The following is a 16,167-nucleotide window of genomic DNA, read 5'->3' as shown; positions in this document are numbered from 1 at the left end:
GAGAAAGGACAGCGACGGGGCGGCTTTCAGGGGGCCGGCTTCCATTAAATCTTCCAGTAAGGCACAGGCAATCTGGCGGCCTTTCTCCTCGCCGTGCTGGCGCAGGTAGAAGCCCTCCAGCTCGGCGGCAATGGCACTTTCCAGTGTGTCGAGGGTGAGCGTCGGATAACGGTGCTGGCGTTCGCACAGGGTCAGCCAGGCACAGGCCACCGCACGGCGGTACAGTGCGGCACGTAATACGGGCGGTAAGGGGTGTTTCATGCGCGAACCTCCTCAGTGAGCCAGCGTTCATTACAGCGTTCAACCACGCCGTCGAGCTGGGCGGTCATCAGGTAAATCACCGAGGTGAGTTGTAACTGCTGCGCCGGGTCACGATGTACAGTGGCGCAGTCCTGCACCTGCATAAGGTCGCTGACGAGCTGGCCGACATTGCGCATATGCTCCAGGCATTCGAGGTCGCTGACGGTAATGGTGGTATGTCTCATGCGTGCACCTCCGCAACCGGCAGACGGCCAGCGAACGAGAGGACGTAATCACGCACAAGGGAACAGCGTGCGGTGCGTTCATCACCGGCCACGGTGCGGAGCATACAGATACGGGACTGACGGTCTGCGCGACGAACGGCGGCAAACACAAAGACAAACTGCGGGTGTGACGGGGTGAGGATCGTAGCCATAAGGGCTGCCTCCATTGAGTAGCGGTTATTGCCACCACCGGAGTTCCTACACTCATGGGTGGTGGCCCGGACGGGGGTAGGAATACCGGCCTCAATGGGTACCGGCCAGCCCGAAGGCTGCCCCGCCCGGACCACCATTATCTTGCCGGAGCTGCGGTGTGCATATAAACACCACAGCCCGAAAAATGGGTGTGCCTGAGCAACGACGTAAAAAAAGACGCATGGCGCGTCTGGTGTCGCCATTGAGTAACACGGGTTCCTACGCCCGGCTGCCGATTTTGCGACAGCGGGAAAACTATACCTGGGAATGACGGCAGGACGCAAGCCAGAAAAAGGGGCTTTTTGCAAAACAGTCTGTCTCATGCACCATATCCCCGGTCACGTTCAGCGATACGGTCAGCCATCCACCGGGTAATTTCTGAGTGCGCCCACGCCACATTTTTACCGCCGAGGGTCACCTGTTTCGGGAAAGCCTCCCGGCTGATGAGGTCGTAAATGGTCGAGCGGGAAAGCCCGCACAAATGCATCACTTCGGGCAGGCGGATAAAGCGTTCCTGAACGGCATCAGAGACTGGCATCAGTGGCGCGGCAGGGGCAGAAGACGGGGAAGAAAAAGCAGTGTGCATCGGGCTACCTCATAAAATCCATACAGTACCGGTCGTCTCCGTCCGGCTTCGGGTAGCTCCTTATTATGTATATATTTTCCCTCAGGTCATGTGGGATTTTTTGGAAAACAAACATTGACTTTTCTCTGAATAAAACAAAGGCAAACGTTGGCAAACAGATGCAAATCACTGCACTATATTTCAACTAAATTTAGTTCTTTTAGTTATACATAAACAAAAATTAATAGAAAAAATATCTAAAGACTCTGACTGGCGTGAAAATCATCCGGTGAACAGTAGTGAACACCTGGTGAACACTTATTTCTCAACTATTCACCTCTTATCTTACTGTATTAATTATCTTTTTATTAAGAGTGAACAGTAGTGAACAGTTTTTATTATAAAAATAACCAGTGATAAGGGTTTCCTGCGACCTTTTCCTGGCAAGCCGGGTTTTGAGGTCTGTTTGTGTCATTTTTGCCACAACGGCAATGTGTCGTGTTGTTGTGTGTGGCACGGCAGAATTTCTTCATCTTGAAACACTGAGGAGCCCGAACATGACCAAACCCCGTATGCCTGATTACCTGAAACCGGCACTGACACAACTGGACAGTGCCAGAGCCGCCCATCTTGAAAACGCCCGCCGGATGGATGAAATCACCACCGCCATCAGCCGTGCAGCAGAGCAGAAAACCGCGCTGGAGCAGGAAAACGACGGCGACACCGGCGCATGGCGCAGTGCCTTTCGTGCCGGTGGTGCCATTCTGACCGATGAACTGAAACAGCGGCATATTGAGCAGGTGACACGCCGGACGCTGGCGCAGGAATGCGAGAACCTTTCGGAAGTGCTGGCATTTGAGCGAGACCACCTGCGGGCGGCCTGTGACGGCTCCGCCAGAGCGTGGCGGCAGGCACATCACCATGTCCTGAGTCAGTATGCAGAACATGAACTGGATGCCGCATTACGTGAAACCTGCGGGGCGCTTGTCCGGGCAATGAAATTAAGTGTGCTGGTACGGGAGAATCCCCTTGCCAACACCACCGGCCATCAGGGCTATACCGAACCGGAACAGGCGGTGATGCAGCAGGTGAAAAACTGGCTTGAGCGGTCAGTTAAAAACTGCAATATCCGTCTGACAGATGAACCTGTCCTGTACAAAACCGGGCTGTCAGCGGCCACACTGCCACATATGGAACACGGTGTGGCTGCCACGCCCGTTCAGCGTCAGGTCTGGCAGCAGAAAATGCGCCAGCGTGAGTCTGACCTGAAAGCGCGGGGGTTACTGTCATGATGAGCTGCCCGTTCTGCCGTCAGGCCGCCCATGTGCGCACCAGCCGCTACATGTCGGAAAACGTCAAGGAGCGTTATCACCAGTGCCAGAATCTGGAGTGCTCGGCCACCTTCAAAACCCATGAATCCATTTTTGAAGTGATTCGCTCACCGGTTGTGGAAGAAAAGCCCGCCCCGGTGCCGCCAGCACCCACAGCCACCGGCAGGGTAAAGGGCTGTTACCGCTCACCGTTCCGCCACTAACCAGGAGAAACCCCGGTGACCACCATCACATTGCAGCAGGCTGCAGAGGCCTGCCAGACCAACAAAGCCGCCTGGCTGAACCGTAAATCAGAACTGGCCGCGGCAGAACAGGAATACCGCGAACAGCTTCTGGCCGTTGATGACCCCATTCCGGCCAGAATGCAGGAATTGCGCGACATCACTGACATCAAAAAATGGGAAGTGAATCAGGCCGCCGGTCGCTATATCCGCTCACACGAAGAAGTGCAGCGCATCAGCATCCGCACCGGGCTGAATGACTTCATGCAGCAGAACGGCGCAGCACTGGCCGCGATTCTTGCCCCGGAACTGATGCACCTGAGCGGCCAGCCTGAAATGGTACGCAAACGCGCCCTCGACCGTTCATCAGAATACCTGCGTGAAGCCCTGTCGGTGTGGCTGGCTGAAGGGCATGACATTACTTATTCAGAACGGGACAGTGAGATTTTAACCGCCGCCGGATACCGGCCGGAAGCGCCCTCACGCGATGACAGCCGCGAGCAATTTACCCCCGCACAGAACATGATTTACACCCGCCGACGTGCCGACATGGCCGCGCAGTAACCTGCGTAAAAAACCGCGAAAATCCCACCTTTTTCCCTAAAAAAAGCCATGCATGCATAAGGTGCATGGCTTTGCATGCGTTTTATGACTACCTTTAATGCTGTTCCCGCCAGTGCTGGCAGGCTCTGAGGCCGCTAATGCAGGTGCATTAAAACCGCCCCGGAAAGTGGGCAGGCGAGGCGGGGAAAGCATTGCGCGCCAAAGCGATTACATGAGTTATCAGTATGTTGACTGTCATTATAAAATTCCGGGAGCTTATATGACTGCGGATAGACTTATTCATTGAAAATTAGTGTGGAGAAAATATAATAAGGGAAATTTTTATGCGGGTACTAGTAATATGCTGAATGATAAGGAGTTAAGAGGAGCGCTTATAGACTGGTTATATAGAAAACCGGTCAAACCCAAAAAAATTGTCGAAGAGCTTTCGGTGAACAATGGGTTTGCAATTGCTGATGTCGTTGCTATCTATAAAGAAATGCACTGTTTTGAAATAAAAGGTGATAATGACAAAATTGAAAGAATACTAAAACAAGGAATCTCATATAATTTATCATTCAGAAAAATAACACTAGTAACAACATTAAGGCATAGGGATAAGGCTATATCTTTGACCCCATCACATTGGGGTATTATTATTGCCAAAGAGCTTAATGGTGAAGTGAAATTTATTTATGAGAGAAAGTCTAAGGATAACTCTGGTTTCAGCCCTGTTGTTGCACTGACAACGCTATGGAAAAGTGAAATGTTAGAAATTTTGGATAAAGAAAAAATACATCTTCGCGCCAAGGATAAAACTAGGGATATGATTTCACTGCGGATTTCTGATGTTCTTGATAAATTAAGTGTCAGCAGTGAAATCAGTGATAAAATTATTCATCGGGATAAAAGCATGTATGATAAGTGAATATTTACTAGTGGTTTAACTATTGAAGCTGCTGTTACATTTTTCCCTTCGTAGTTAGCTTTTTGGTACAAAAAAAGATCTCCTTTAGAAAAATCTTTTCCTCTATAAATATGTGGTATGTTGATGATATAATCTGCAAATTTGTTATATTGGTACTTATCCCCTTTAACTCTCCCTCCTCTTTTAACAAAAATACGATTGCTGTAAGGATATATTAACTTGGCAGTTGTAATATTTTGCATATCTTCATCGAAAATTTCTACGTCAGAATACTCAGGACTAACTGCGCCATAATCTCCAAAATGAATTTCTCTAATCAGCTTGAATGCTTCATTTACAGATGAAAATACTTTTATTTCCTCTCTCTCTACGTCAATTTCAGATTGTGTTGTTATCAATTCACTGATAGATGAAGGTATCATAGAACCAGTAGTTATAATTCGATCTATGGGGAAAGTATTTTCTAATAGTTTTCTTATAAAAGCAATTATTTGTCTAGATAATAAAGTTGAATCATCTTTTTTACAAACACGACAGTCAAAAATAAAATCAAAGTTATCTACATAAGGATTTAATACATTGATTAATTCTATTAGTTCTTCTTCAAATAAAAGATAGTTTGAAAAGTAATCCCTTGTTAATCTTATTGCTATCTTTTTGTGCTTAAATAACTTTGTTGAAAAACCATATTTTATTGCATCCATATGCTTGATACTTCTATCCAGTGCTATTACTGGAATCATACCAAATGGAGAGAATGTTTCAATGATGTTGAAATAATTATATCTGCCATCAATTGATATGCTATCTTCTACATCATAATTATCTAAATAAAATTCGGAAATCCATGTTAAGTTAAGTCTGAATTTAGTTTCTAGACGAGTTAAATCACTGTTAAATAAATCATTTTTGTCTCTTATTGTTGCTGCTCCATATCTGCTTTTTTTGGGTTTTTTTCTTGGAAAATCAAAAAATGTAACTAACCCTTTCTTCTTAGCGTCTTTTAAATCTTTTAATGCACCGATTTCGCTTACTTTGAGCTTTAAAAATGGGATGTAACTATACATTGAATACTAGCTCCCTGAAGTTTATTGAATTTACTATTTTAGAGAAGTGGCTATAAGTCTTCCTTTCATTACGAATTCGTCCTGCGATAATAGCAGGGTGAATTCCAATCTCTTTTGCAAACATCAATAAATCCTTTTCTTTTAAGGACTCTTTTGCAATGCATCCTCTCCATAAATTGCGAGGGATAAGTGAATCGAGAGCTAATCTGTCAGCTTGAGACTCAATTAAATCATCGGGGCTATTTTCATCAAAATCTTCAATTATTGGCGATCCTAATTGTTCATAATGTAATACAACATGTGAAAGTTCATGGAGCAATGTAAACCAATAATTGTCAAGTCTACTATATCTTAAGCTCATGGCAATAACAGGATTACCATGCTCATTTACATAAACAACACCATCAGTTTTTGCAGATGGAATTGCTTCTTGATAAATTAAAATTATCCCAAGACTCAATAGTGACTTTGGTGCCATGAGAGGAAATTTCTCATTTACGCTATTTTTTGCTAGCTCCACAAGATCTTCTTTTAGGATTTTTTGATATCTAGGCACATCAGCAATAGATGATATTATCCGTTCTTTATCATAAACAAAAGAAAGCCATGTACTTACAAGAACGTCATCAGCGGATTTGCCTTTTCTAAACAGAGCACTTCTCTTCGAATGGTTATTACAAAATGACGTAAAAAGCTCAGAAATATTTTCATAGTTTCTATTCTTTCCTACGATACCTTTGCTGCGCTTAAAGTCAGGTGGTAAGGATTCTAGATACTCACGGAAATGTAAAAACTCCTTATACTCGTCATGTAATGAAACGGAAGAGTATTTACCAAATGAAAAGTCAATATCCTCAATATCCCCCTTCATGCTATCCCCACAAATTTCATTGAGTTTAAACTATCTATTTCATAATAGTACAATGGATCACAATCGGGATCTTCAACCTTGTCATGATCTTCAACATGTATCATGCCTATATGTTCATAAAATCCATGAGCTTGTGGTAATGAATGTAAACAGAATCCATACTGATAACCTTGCTTCTCAGTTAAATATTTTATTATCGACCTCAATAGTTTTGAACCAATTCCATGGAAATGTTTATCCTCTAATGGACTAAATCTGTTCCACGGTGCTACTGCAATGAATTCTACGTAAAAAATATCCCCCTTATCTAGCACGCTTGGCTTTGGAAAGTATATTAAACAAGCTGCTTCTACCGTACTTTCTGTGGACAAAAAGAACCATTTATACTCTTCTTCTCGATAGTGTAGAGACTTCCCAAACCAGTTCCAATGGTGGTCTTCAACTTGTATTTTGGAAAGTAGCTCCTCTCTTTTTTCCTCATCATAATTTTCTTCAAGATAAGTTAGCATACGAATTCGGTATTCTTTCCATTTTTTATCACATATTAGAGCCTTTATTAAATTCCATCCAAAAGAAATTGAATAATGTGCTGATGAGCCATCATTTTTTTTTATGATACCTTCTTCTATGATTATATCATCTTCTAGTTGATCAATGATACCTAACTTTATTAATTGATTTAAATCAACACTCATATCTTAATCCTAGATATTAACACGATGTAATGATCTACTGACTTTTGTGTACATGTAATCTGCATACCATTGCAACATTTTTTCCCTCTGACGCAAGTATTGTGCGTGATTATAAGTACCCCGGATAATATTTTTATCTATGTGTGCCAATTGTATTTCTATCCATGCACTATCAAAGCCTTGTTCGTGTAGTATTGTCGACATGGTATGCCGAAAACCGTGACCTGTAGCACGTCCTTTGTAGCCAAGCAACTCAATCACCTGTGACACGCTTTCTTTAGATATTGGCTTACTACGGTTGTTTCTGCCAATAAAAATGTAAGGGTAATGCCCAGTGATAGGTTTCAGTTGTCTGAACAACTCAATCACCTGAGTAGAGAGCGGCACAAGATGGGGCCTGCGCATCTTCATCCGTTCTGCTGGTATTTCCCAGACACCTTTATCTAAATCCACTTCGTCCCAGGTAGCAAAACGCATTTCCTGAGTTCTGACACCGGTAAGCATCACAATCTTTGTCGCATTCTTTGTGATAATGCTGCCGGTATAGGCTTCGAGATCCCGAACAAAATGAGGTAATTCTTCGGCAGAAAGAAAAGGATGGTTCTTTTGCTTGGGAACGGCCAGTGCGATAGCTAAATCAGGCGCAGGGTTATATTCAGCCCGGCCAGTAATGATGGCATAGCGAAACACCTCTCCGCATCGTTGGCGTACTTTACGTGTTTTCTCCAATGCCCCACGTTTTTCTATGCGGCGCAGCACCTCCAGTAACTCCAGAGGTTTAATCTCACCAATTGGCCGTTTACCTATGAAGGGGAAAACGTCTTGCTCGAACGTCTTTAAAATTTCTTCACGGTAGGCCACTGTCCAGCGGTCTGCTTTAGTTGCATGCCATTCACGGCTTACTGATTCAAATGAGTTTTCTGTTGAGAGTTTCTGTGCAATTTTCTGCTCTTTTTTCTCTTCAACGGGATCAACACCATTTGCGACCTGTTTACGGGCAATCTCGCGTTTCTCACGGGCTTCTGCAAGGCTGACTAATGCATAGCTACCGAAGGACATGAGTCTGGCTTTCCCGGCGAAACGGAAGCGAAAACGCCATCCTTTCGAACCATCCGGTTTGATGAGTATTGATAGCCCTTGCCCGTCGTTCAGTGTGTAGGGTTTGTCTTGTGGTTTTGCGCGTTTGATTTGTATGTCTGAAAGAGCCATGTGTATACGTGAAAAATGTGTATAAAAATTTTATACACATTACTATACATAAATTTCCCGGATTTAGGGAAATCGTCTCGGACTATCTCGGACGTGATATGTGCTAATTCACTTGAAAATAAAGGATTTTTTGGAGTTCTGAGGACTTGCCCGGAAGACTGATGGCGGAAGATCACAGGAGTCGAACCTGCCCAGGACCGCTGGCGGCCCTATCTGGATTTGAAGTCCAGCCGCTTCACCGGAAACGACGATCTTCCTGCATCGATTGCTACATGGATGCGCGCGCATTATAACCCTTTTAAAGTATCTGAAAATCCCCTGGCGAAAATATTTTCTTCCCTGCGAACAACTTAGCGCAAACCCGCCACAACACAGGCCCTGCCTGGCCTGAAATAAATTGAAATCTTGCTTCCTGGTCAACAGGTTGCGCAGATCACAGAAAACAAGAAACGTAATTCCATTACCAGAAAAAACAATACAACCTCCGTTCGGAATCTTCTAAAACGGCAACAGAACACCTTACTTCTGTCTCTGCTGGCCTGAGGAAAACACACAATGAAGAGTCAGGTTTTATCTCTGAAAGAGAAATTCGGTTATGGGCTGGGTGATGCTGCCAGCCATATCGTCTTTGATAACGTCATGTTGTACATGATGTTTTTTTATACCGATATTTTTGGGTTGCCTGCCGCTTTTGTTGGCACCATGTTCCTTTTGGCGCGTGCGCTGGATGCGGTGTCCGACCCGTGCATGGGGTTGATAGCAGACCGCACCCGCAGCCGTTCCGGTAAGTTCCGCCCATGGATTTTATGGGGTGCATTGCCGTTTGGTATTGTCTGCGTGTTTGCCTATAGCTCACCAGATTTGTCGATGAGCGGCAAAATGATTTATGCCGCCGTGACTTACACCCTGCTCACTCTGATGTATACCGTTGTGAATATTCCTTATTGCGCACTGGGTGGGGTTATCACCAATGACCCGGACCAGCGAATTTCCCTGCAATCCTGGCGGTTTGTGCTGGCAACCGCGGGCGGCATGTTGTCTACGGTGTTAATGATGCCGCTGGTCACACTGATTGGTGGCGAAAATAAAGCGCTGGGCTTTCAGGGCGGTATTGCCGTGCTGTCTGTAGTGGCTATTTTGATGTTCCTGTTTTGCTTCTGGAGCACAAAAGAACGTGTTGAAACCCCACCGAATACCACGCCAATGCGTGAAGACCTGCGCGATATCCTGAAAAATGACCAGTGGCGCATTGTCGGTGTGCTGACCATTCTCAATATTCTTGCAGTGGCAGTACGTGGCGGGGCGATGATGTATTACGTCACCTGGATAATGGGCAAGCCCGGTGTGTTTGCCCTGTTCCTGACCACTTATTGTGTGGGCAACTTACTCGGCAGCGCGCTGGCAAAACCCCTGACCAGTTTGATGTGCAAAGTGGAGGTGTTCTGGTTAACCAACGCAGCACTGTGTGTGGTAAGTGCGGGAATGTTCTTTGTACCGATGCATGAAACCACGGTTATGTTCATCCTGATTGCTGTTATTGGTGTGCTGCACCAGCTCGTTACCCCAATCCAGTGGGTGATGATGTCTGATACCGTTGATTACGGTGAATGGCAGAATGGTAAACGCCTGACGGGCATCAGCTTTGCCGGCACCTTGTTTGTGCTGAAACTGGGCCTGGCGATTGGCGGTGCAATAATCGGCTGGCTGCTGGCCTTCGGTGGCTACAGTGCTGGAGCCACCGCGCAAAACAGTGCAACACTTTCTATCATTATTGGCCTGTTTACCCTGGTGCCCGCAGTTTGCTACCTGATAAGCGCGGTAGTGGCAAAACGCTATTACACCCTGAAAACCCCTTTCCTGAAAAAAATACTCGCTGAACTGGCACAGAACACGCGCGATAACCAACAGCCGCTTCTGGATGTGCCGGTGTCTGAACCACACCAAGTTAAGAGGATTGAGTCATGAAAATCAGTGACGGTAACTGGCTGATTCAGCCGGGCCTTGCCCTTATTCACCCGCTACAAGTGTTTGAGGCACAGCAGCAGGGCAATGAACTGGTGGTGTACGCCGCACCACGGGATGTGCGTGAGCGTGCCTGGCAGCTGGATACCCCGTTGTTCACTCTGCGTTTCTTCTCGCCACAAACTGGCATTATTGGTGTTCGTATTGAACACTTTCAGGGGGGCGTGGCGCGCGGCCCCGATTACCCGCTACAGGCAGACAGCTCAACGCCCGTCACCATCGAAAACAGTGAAACCTGCGCCATGCTGACCAGCGGCAACCTCAGTGTGCGGGTAAGTAAAGGTGAGTTTTGGGCGCTGGATTTCCTGCGTGATGGTGAACGGATCACCGGCAGCCAGGTGAAAAATAATGGCTATGTGCAGGATGCTAACAGCGGCAAAAACTACATGTTCGAACGCCTCGACCTGGGCGTCGGCGAAACGGTGTACGGCCTGGGTGAACGTTTTACGGCTCTGGTGCGCAATGGGCAGTCTGTAGAAACCTGGAACCGCGATGGAGGCACCAGCACAGAACAGGCCTATAAAAATATCCCGTTCTGGCTCACCAACAAAGGCTACGGCGTTCTGGTGAATCACCCGGAAAATGTCTCGTTCGAAGTGGGTTCTGAAAAAGTCTCCAAAGTACAGTTCAGTGTGGAAGGGGAATACCTGGAATACTTTGTTATTGACGGCCCCACACCCAAAGCGGTGCTGGACCGTTACACCCGCTTTACTGGCCGCCCGGCGCTGCCCCCGGCCTGGTCCTTTGGCCTGTGGCTCACCACGTCGTTCACCACCAATTACGATGAAGCCACCGTTAACCGTTTTATTGATGGCATGGCAGAACGCCAGTTGCCGCTGCATGTGTTCCACTTCGATTGCTTCTGGATGAAAGCATTCCAGTGGTGTGATTTTGAATGGGACCCGGCGACGTTCCCGGACCCGGAAGGCATGCTGGCCCGCCTGAAAGCACGCGGGCTGAAAATCTGCGTATGGATCAACCCCTATATCGGCCAGAAATCGCCGTTGTTTGCCGAAGGCAAAGAGAAAGGGTATTTACTCAAACGGCCCGATGGCAGTGTATGGCAGTGGGATAAATGGCAGCCAGGCCAGGGCATTGTGGATTTCACTAACCCTGATGCCTGCACCTGGTACGCCGGGCACCTGAAACGCCTGGTGGCAATGGGTGTGGACTGCTTCAAGACCGATTTTGGCGAGCGTATTCCGGTGGATGTCGCGTGGCATGATGGCTCCGACCCACAGAAAATGCACAACCATTACGCTTTCTTGTATAACGCCCTGGTGTGGCAGGCGCTCAAAGATACCGTGGGTGAAGAAGAGGCGGTGTTGTTTGCCCGTTCGGCTTCGGTTGGCGCGCAGCAGTTCCCGGTGCACTGGGGGGGCGACTGCTATGCCAATTATGAATCTATGGCCGAAAGCCTGCGGGGCGGGTTATCGATTGGCCTGTCGGGGTTTGGGTTCTGGAGCCATGATATTGGCGGCTTTGAAAACACGGCACCAGCCGATGTCTATAAACGCTGGTGTGCGTTCGGCCTGCTTTCCAGCCACAGCCGCCTGCATGGCAGCAAGTCTTACCGCGTGCCCTGGGCCTACGATGACGAAGCCTGCGATGTAGTGCGCCATTTTACCCAGCTTAAATGCCGCCTGATGCCGTATTTATACCGCCAGGCGGTGCTGGCCCACGAATGCGGTACACCAGTGATGCGCGCCATGATGCTGGAGTTCCCGGATGACCCGGGCTGTGACTATCTCGACCGCCAGTACATGCTGGGCGACAGTCTGTTAGTGGCACCAGTATTCAGTGAACAGGGCGATGTGGCGTTTTACCTGCCAGCAGGGCGCTGGACCCATTTATGGCATAACGATGAACTGGCGGGTGGCTGGCATAAACAGCGCCATGATGTCATGAGCCTGCCGGTGTATGTGCGCGATAACACATTACTAGCTCTGGGTAATAACGACCAGAAACCGGATTATGCATGGCATGAAGGCACTGCGTTCCAGTTGTTTAACCTGGATGACGGGCGTGAAGTTGTGTGTGAAGTGCCCGCTCAGGATGGCCGTACTCTGTTTACCCTGCGGGTAAAACGTGAAGGCGGCACGCTGCAGGTGCATGGCGAAGGGGATGCCCGTAACTGGCACCTGTGCCTGCGCAATGTTCACCAGGTAAAAGCGGTGCAGCAGGGAGAAAGCCAGAACAGTGAATGGGGGCTGGTGGTTCGCCCGGTTTCTGGCGCATCATCGCTGGTGGTGCATTACTGATTAACGGTTTGGCCGATACAAAAACGCCCGGGTATTGCCCGGGCGTTTTTTTAACCTGTGCGGCTTATTTAGCAACCACAAAGCGGTCTGCGTCGTCCATAAACGCTTTATCGCCAGCAGGTGCTTCAATAGAACCGAAGTTCATTTGCGCACGCAGTTTCCAGCTTGCCGGAATGTTCCAGGTGCGCTGTACATCTTCGTCTACCAGCGGGTTGTAGTGCTGCAGGTTCGCACCAATGCCTTTCTCAGCCAGCGCCAGCCACACGGCGTATTGTGCAATACCAGTACTGTGTTCAGACCATACCGGGAAGTTATCTGCATAAGCAGCAAACTGTTCTTGCAGGCCTTTCACTACGCTCTGGTCTTCAAAGAACAGCACGGAACCGGCTGCTGCCGCAAAGCCATCAATTTTTTGTGAAGTCGGGGCAAAATGTTCTGCCGGGACAATTTTACGCAGTTGTTCGCGGGTCAGTTCCCAGAATTTAGTGTGCTCTGCACCCAGCAGGATCAGCGCACGAGAGCTCTGTGAGTTAAACGCAGAAGGTGCCTGGCGAATGGCTTCTTTAATCAGGGCAACAACGGCATCATCAGATACAGGCAGTGTCTTGCCCAGTGCATAAATGGTACGGCGTTGGGTTGCCAGCGCATGGAATTCTTGTTGCATAATCTCTCCCGAACTAGTCTCAGTACCTTTGAATAAGTCAATCAGGCTTTTAATCCACATTTTCTTTAAGGTCAATCTCGAAACGTGCCATTAACATGGCTGTACCAGAAAAGGCATAGGATCTGTGATACCTGTCTCAATGCCCGTCTAATCAGTAAGTTACTTCTGGCATTTTGCTGGTTAACGTGGTGTTAGCGGCAGCCTGAAGCGCCCTGATGAATAATGATAGTACGCCTGGCGGAACTTGAGAGAAAACTGAACTATTTGTTGGTATCTTTCAAAAAAACTGAATTATGAAGGGTTAGCGATGTGCCTGTCCGGGCGATGCACGGTACTGCCCGGTGAAGCGAACTGGCAAATAAATACGCCAGCATGGTCGGTTAATAAAATTAATAATTGAGATGCCTGTCACGCAAAGTAATTGCAAAAATGTGATCTGCTCATAATAAACGTGCCATTTTCTGCAGTGTTTGTTAATTGTCCGGATATATGGACAGTTTTTAGTATTGTAGCTGCACAGGCCGCTCTCTATATTTATTATCACAGGGCGTTCACAGAAACGGTGCCAGAAATATTGAGCGGTTAGTCATATTTATTAATCTGGTCTGTAACTAAAGGTAAAAAATGAAAATGATTACCTCACGACAACACAGATTATTACGTTTCCTGTTACAACAGCAGGAATATGCCACGTTACTCAGTCTGGCAGAACAGTTTGCTGTGTCAGAAAAAACTATTCAGCGTGATCTGAATATCATTAATGATTACCTGGCTGAGTGGAATGTCCGGGCAGATAAAAAAGCCGGTGCCGGTGTCTTGCTGGTAGCTGAAAATACCGCAGACCTTCTGCAACTGGAGCAGCAGCTCAATGGCGAAAATGATGATGCCGGGGGGATCATGGGCCATGCCCGCCGGGTGAAAATCGCCTCTCAGTTACTGAGCGAGACCCCAAAAGAAACCTCAATCAACAAGCTGTCCGAGCGTTACTTCATTAGCAATGCTTCTATTGTCAATGACTTAAGAATAATCGAAGACTGGATAACCCCGCTGGGGTTGCAGTTAATTCGCAGCCAAAGCGGCACCCGTATTAAAGGCAATGAAAATAGTGTACGCCAGGCAATGGCCGCGCTGATTAACGGGTTAATGAACCACCAGGAGCCCGGTACTGTGAACCACTCACGGCTGGATCCCGGGAGCTATAAAGCGCTGGTTCAGTATTTTGGCGAGGAAGATGTCGCGTTTGTTCAGGCGCTGTTGCAGGAGATGGAACAGGCACTGGCCTACCCATTAGGCGAACCTTACTATATCAACATCTTTACCCATATTTTGATAATGATGCACCGCCGCACCAGGGGAAATTTACTCGATAACCCGGGGCATATCGCCCGGCAACATGTGGAAGACCCGGTATTTATTATCGCCGGTAAAATGGTGGAAAAAATCGAGCAGCGTATTAACCTGCCACTGCCTGAAGATGAAGTGTGGTTTATCTACCAGTATATTATTTCATCTGGTGTGCTGGTGGTTGAAAACCAGAGTGGCAGTTTGTTACATGCTGAGCTGTTTAGCGATGAAGCCCGCGATATTACATTGCACCTGGTTACGCAGTTTTCACGGTTAATTAAAGTTGAGCTTAGCCTTGACCAGCAACTGTATGAAGGTCTGGTAGTGCATATTCGGCCATTAATTAACCGACTTAACTACCAAATTATTATTCGTAATCCATTGCTGGATGATATTAAAAATGAACTGGCGGATATTTATTATCTGACGCGTATTGCCGTAGAGCAGGTCTTTATTCGTTATACACCCCGGGCAGTGTCCGACGATGAAGTGGGCTACCTGGCGGTGCATTTCCAGGCCGCTATTGAACGCCAGATTGCCCGTAAACGTGTACTGCTGGTGTGTTCTACAGGTGTGGGTACATCCCACTTACTGAAAAGCCGGATCCTGCGGGCATTTCCTGACTGGGAAATCGTGGGTGTTGTGTCTTCAGCAACCATGCAAAGCGTTAGCCAGCAAATGGCACCGGACCTGGTTATTTCCACGGTTCATTTACCTGAAGGGGAAACCCCTGTGGTGTATGTCACCGCATTTTTCAATGATGCGGATATCCGGCGGGTTACCGACAAACTGATAACAGAGAAGCTGCACCAGGCCAGTGAGGCCTGCGCGGTGATGCAAATTTGATTCTATTTCGGTGGGAGGTGGTTTATGGATATCTCGAAAATATTAAGTGTCAGCCATGTGAAGTTAAATATGGTGGCAAAAACGAAAGACGAAGTGATTGAAGAATTAACGGATTTATTATTAGCCGATGGCGCAATCACTAACCGTGAAGAATTTATTCACGATGTCTGGCTGCGGGAAGCCGAAGGGTCTACGGGGTTTGAAAACCATATTGCCATTCCCCATGGTAAATCCTCGGCGGTCAGCCATACCACACTTGCTATTGGGCGTACTCAGCAGGATATCCCCTGGGAAACGCTGGATGGCAGCCATGTCCGCTGTATCATTTTATTTGCAGTTCGCCTGGAGGACCAAAATACCACACATATCCGTTTATTATCGCAAGTTGCCAGTGCGCTGGCGGATGATGACGTAATCGCCCGGCTGCTGGCAGAAAATAATCCACAAAATATTATTCAGCTCTTTAGTCAGTATGCTGAAACAGATATCTGCTAACCCTACAAACTCATTTAATTTTTACTGAAGAGCGGTAGTGAAAATAATGAGAATAACTATCGAGAGTGATTATGAATATTGTTTGTGTTGCTGCCTGTACAGCAGGCATTGCCCATACTTATATCGCACGTGAGAAACTGATTAAAGGTGCAAAACAACTCGGCCACCAAATTAAAGTGGAAACCCAGGGTACCATTGGGACGGAAAATGAATTGCATCCCGATGATATCGCTCAGGCTGATGTCGTGATTCTGGCAATCGATGTAAAAATAAAAGGCGAGGAGCGTTTTAAAAATAAACGAGTGGTGCGTGTTAAAACCGAAGTGGTGATTAAGTCGCCGGTCCAGTTTATTGAAAAAGTTGAGAAGTCATTAAGCCACGCCTGATCC

General features: G+C 47.2%; 18 protein-coding genes and 1 tRNA gene. 9 read left to right on the top strand and 10 right to left on the bottom strand.

Annotated features, from left to right (window positions below):
- The 4 genes from DT73_RS15375 to DT73_RS15360 form a co-directional block, all read right to left on the bottom strand.
- On the bottom strand, positions 1-261 hold a 261-nt coding region (locus DT73_RS15375), incomplete at its 3' end, for a DUF5375 family protein (RefSeq protein WP_036111043.1).
- Positions 258-485: a hypothetical protein gene (locus DT73_RS15370; protein WP_036111040.1), complete on the bottom strand. Its 228-nt coding sequence runs from the start codon at positions 483-485 to the stop codon at positions 258-260. The genes DT73_RS15375 and DT73_RS15370, both read right to left, overlap by 4 nt.
- A complete protein-coding gene (locus DT73_RS15365; RefSeq protein WP_036111037.1) occupies positions 482-1,039 on the bottom strand; it encodes a host cell division inhibitor Icd-like protein in 558 nt (185 codons plus the stop codon). Before DT73_RS15365 ends, DT73_RS15370 begins: the two co-directional genes overlap by 4 nt.
- Positions 1,036-1,302, bottom strand: a complete 267-nt coding sequence (locus DT73_RS15360) for an AlpA family transcriptional regulator (RefSeq protein ID WP_036111035.1) — start codon at positions 1,300-1,302, stop codon at positions 1,036-1,038. The genes DT73_RS15365 and DT73_RS15360 overlap by 4 nt, the downstream gene beginning before the upstream one ends.
- A 536-nt stretch (positions 1,303-1,838) precedes the next feature.
- Here DT73_RS15360 and DT73_RS15355 point away from each other — a divergent pair.
- The 4 genes from DT73_RS15355 (at position 1,839) to DT73_RS15335 (ending at position 4,304) form a co-directional block, all read left to right on the top strand.
- A complete protein-coding gene (locus DT73_RS15355) occupies positions 1,839-2,573 on the top strand; it encodes a hypothetical protein (RefSeq protein WP_036111032.1) in 735 nt (244 codons plus the stop codon).
- Positions 2,570-2,815 carry an ogr/Delta-like zinc finger family protein gene (locus DT73_RS15350; RefSeq protein WP_036111028.1) on the top strand — a complete coding sequence of 82 codons (246 nt, stop codon included), beginning with the start codon at positions 2,570-2,572 and terminating at the stop codon, positions 2,813-2,815. Before DT73_RS15355 ends, DT73_RS15350 begins: the two co-directional genes overlap by 4 nt.
- A gap of 15 nt (positions 2,816-2,830) precedes the next feature.
- The gene (locus DT73_RS15345) at positions 2,831-3,397 is read left to right on the top strand and encodes a phage polarity suppression protein (protein ID WP_036111025.1); all 567 of its coding nucleotides are present in this window, start codon (positions 2,831-2,833) and stop codon (positions 3,395-3,397) included.
- A gap of 340 nt (positions 3,398-3,737) precedes the next feature.
- The gene (locus tag DT73_RS15335; protein WP_036111023.1) at positions 3,738-4,304 is read left to right on the top strand and encodes a sce7726 family protein; all 567 of its coding nucleotides are present in this window, start codon (positions 3,738-3,740) and stop codon (positions 4,302-4,304) included.
- On the opposite strand, the gene DT73_RS15330 is transcribed toward DT73_RS15335, so the two are convergent.
- The 5 genes from DT73_RS15330 to DT73_RS15310 all read right to left on the bottom strand — a co-directional run bounded on the left by DT73_RS15330 (position 4,274) and on the right by DT73_RS15310 (position 8,403).
- Entirely contained in the window at positions 4,274-5,371 is a 1,098-nt protein-coding gene (locus tag DT73_RS15330) for a hypothetical protein (RefSeq protein ID WP_036111020.1), read from the bottom strand. The genes DT73_RS15335 and DT73_RS15330 overlap by 31 nt on opposite strands.
- On the bottom strand, positions 5,364-6,242 hold the full coding sequence (locus tag DT73_RS15325; protein ID WP_036111017.1) for an ImmA/IrrE family metallo-endopeptidase: 879 nt from the start codon (positions 6,240-6,242) through the stop codon (positions 5,364-5,366). Before DT73_RS15325 ends, DT73_RS15330 begins: the two co-directional genes overlap by 8 nt.
- Positions 6,239-6,937, bottom strand: a complete 699-nt coding sequence (locus tag DT73_RS15320; protein ID WP_036111014.1) for a GNAT family N-acetyltransferase — start codon at positions 6,935-6,937, stop codon at positions 6,239-6,241. Before DT73_RS15320 ends, DT73_RS15325 begins: the two co-directional genes overlap by 4 nt.
- A 9-nt stretch (positions 6,938-6,946) precedes the next feature.
- A complete protein-coding gene (locus DT73_RS15315) occupies positions 6,947-8,146 on the bottom strand; it encodes an integrase arm-type DNA-binding domain-containing protein (RefSeq protein ID WP_036111012.1) in 1,200 nt (399 codons plus the stop codon).
- Between the two features lie 162 nt (positions 8,147-8,308).
- Positions 8,309-8,403: transfer RNA gene (locus DT73_RS15310), tRNA-Sec, on the bottom strand.
- A 298-nt stretch (positions 8,404-8,701) separates the two neighbouring features.
- Between DT73_RS15310 and DT73_RS15305 the strand changes: the two genes are divergently transcribed.
- Both DT73_RS15305 and yicI read left to right on the top strand, forming a co-directional pair.
- A complete protein-coding gene (locus tag DT73_RS15305; protein ID WP_036111009.1) occupies positions 8,702-10,111 on the top strand; it encodes a glycoside-pentoside-hexuronide family transporter in 1,410 nt (469 codons plus the stop codon).
- Entirely contained in the window at positions 10,108-12,429 is a 2,322-nt protein-coding gene (gene yicI, locus DT73_RS15300) for an alpha-xylosidase (RefSeq protein WP_036111004.1), read from the top strand. The genes DT73_RS15305 and yicI overlap by 4 nt, the downstream gene beginning before the upstream one ends.
- A 64-nt stretch (positions 12,430-12,493) precedes the next feature.
- On the opposite strand, the gene DT73_RS15295 is transcribed toward yicI, so the two are convergent.
- Positions 12,494-13,093 carry a nitroreductase family protein gene (locus DT73_RS15295; RefSeq protein WP_036111058.1) on the bottom strand — a complete coding sequence of 200 codons (600 nt, stop codon included), beginning with the start codon at positions 13,091-13,093 and terminating at the stop codon, positions 12,494-12,496.
- A gap of 624 nt (positions 13,094-13,717) precedes the next feature.
- Here DT73_RS15295 and DT73_RS15290 point away from each other — a divergent pair.
- The 3 genes from DT73_RS15290 (at position 13,718) to DT73_RS15280 (ending at position 16,164) form a co-directional block, all read left to right on the top strand.
- Positions 13,718-15,283 (top strand): transcription antiterminator, encoded by a 1,566-nt coding sequence (locus DT73_RS15290; RefSeq protein ID WP_036111001.1) that lies wholly within the window; start codon positions 13,718-13,720, stop codon positions 15,281-15,283.
- Positions 15,284-15,307: 24 nt separating this feature from the next.
- A complete protein-coding gene (locus tag DT73_RS15285) occupies positions 15,308-15,778 on the top strand; it encodes a PTS sugar transporter subunit IIA (protein ID WP_036110999.1) in 471 nt (156 codons plus the stop codon).
- Positions 15,779-15,849: 71 nt separating this feature from the next.
- Complete coding sequence (locus DT73_RS15280) at positions 15,850-16,164, top strand: PTS fructose transporter subunit IIB (protein WP_036110996.1); 315 nt, start codon at positions 15,850-15,852, stop codon at positions 16,162-16,164.
- Positions 16,165-16,167 lie beyond the last annotated feature (3 nt).

The sequence above is a fragment of the Mangrovibacter sp. MFB070 genome (assembly GCF_000705335.1).
GTDB classification, from domain to species: domain Bacteria; phylum Pseudomonadota; class Gammaproteobacteria; order Enterobacterales; family Enterobacteriaceae; genus Mangrovibacter; species Mangrovibacter plantisponsor.
The sequence above is the reverse complement of the archived record's forward strand: the minus strand, read 5'-3'. Positions and strand labels throughout refer to the sequence as shown.